We start from the raw sequence: 1519 nt of genomic DNA, 5'->3' as shown, positions 1-1519 counted from the left end.
ATCAAAAAAACAGGGATTCTTTGCGGTTTTTACAAGTTTTTAAACGTTTTATTTGAAATAGCACAATAGGTTAAATTACAAATAAGGTAACTATTCAGTACCTTCATAGTTACGTGCAAAAATCCATTCCAGATCAGCTTCGCTGATGGGATTTTTGCCTTCCAGCCTATGTTTTCTTACGGTCAGCGCAGCAAGTGCGCAGACCTACTGAACAGTTACCAAATAAGTATCATATATGCAGGAAGAGATTCCCGGCTGTATGAATATGCAGTTTACATAAAACTGCAAGGGAAATAACAGGAAAAATTTGAGCGCTGTGTCATGGAAAATAGGCTGTGACACAGCGCCTTTTATTTACGCGAACAACGAGCCAAAGTCCGCGCTTGCGCGAGACCTTGGCGACTGTCGCGATAACAAGGGGAAACTCGCGAAGCGTGTTTTCACTTGTTTACGATTTACAATAGTGACAATCTGTCATTTTTTTGCGTCCACCCTATTGACTGGAAAGAATGAAAATGTTACGATATTTAGATGTTCAAAATATTTTAGACAAAAATGATTTGATTTTACAGGAATCCGGCTGCGTCGGATCAGAGAATGAAAGAGGAAATACCTATATGAAGAAGATTGGAATCGTAACAGACAGTCACAGCAGCATCAGCCAGGAAGAGGCGGAAAAACTTGGGATTTTTGTCCTGCCGATGCCGTTTTACATCGATGGGGAGTGCTATTACGAGAGCGTGACCCTGTCCCGCGAACTGTTTTTTGAGAAGCTGGCGGCCGGGGCGGATATTACGACGTCCCAGCCATCCCCGACTGCGGTGATGGAAATCTGGGATAGGGCGCTGGAGCAGTTTGAAAAGATTCTTTATATGCCGATCAGCAGCGGTCTCAGCGGTTCCTACGAGACGGCGATGATGTTGGCGAAGGATGAAGCGTATGAGGGGCGTGTCCTCGTTGTAGATGACGGGCAGGTTGCGGCTCCGCTCCATCAGATGGTATTGGATACGCTGGATATGATCGAAAAGGGATATGAGGCGGAACAGATCCGTGATCTCCTTGAAAGGGCGGGAGACCGGATGATGATCTATATCGCGCTCCAGACACTGGAGTGCTTAAAGAAAGGCGGAAGAGTGACACCGGCGGCAGCGGCGTTGGGGTCTGTGTTTCATATTAAGCCGATCCTGAAGCTGCAGACAGGAAAGCTGGACTCCTTTAAGAAATGTCATGGGATCGTAAAAGCAAAGAAGGCAGCCATCGAGGCCATGCAGGCGGAGATCCAGGATAATTTTCAGGATGCGTTAAATGACGGTGCCCTCCACCTTCTGGCGTCCTCCAGCGGAACAGACGAGGAGAATGCGGCATGGGTCGAGGAGATCAAGGAGGCATTCCCGGGCGTTCCGCTTCTCTACGATAATCTGTCCCTCGGCGTATCCTGCCATATCGGACCGGGCGGAATGGGAATCGGGTGCGCGGTGGCACCGGATTATAAGAGAGTGTAAAAGCGCAGGGTATGGTT

General features: G+C 48.1%; 1 protein-coding gene. It reads left to right on the top strand.

All coding sequences use genetic code 11. From position 1 onward, the window contains the following. Positions 1-617 precede the first annotated feature (617 nt). Positions 618-1502, top strand: coding sequence for a DegV family protein (locus GPK83_RS13615; protein ID WP_215705007.1), 885 nt, complete (start codon positions 618-620; stop codon positions 1500-1502). Positions 1503-1519 lie beyond the last annotated feature (17 nt).

It is taken from the genome of Clostridium sp. MCC328, from assembly GCF_018785465.1.
Taxonomy (GTDB): domain Bacteria; phylum Bacillota; class Clostridia; order Lachnospirales; family Lachnospiraceae; genus Pilosibacter; species Pilosibacter fragilis.
This window is presented reverse-complemented; position numbering and strand designations above follow the sequence as displayed.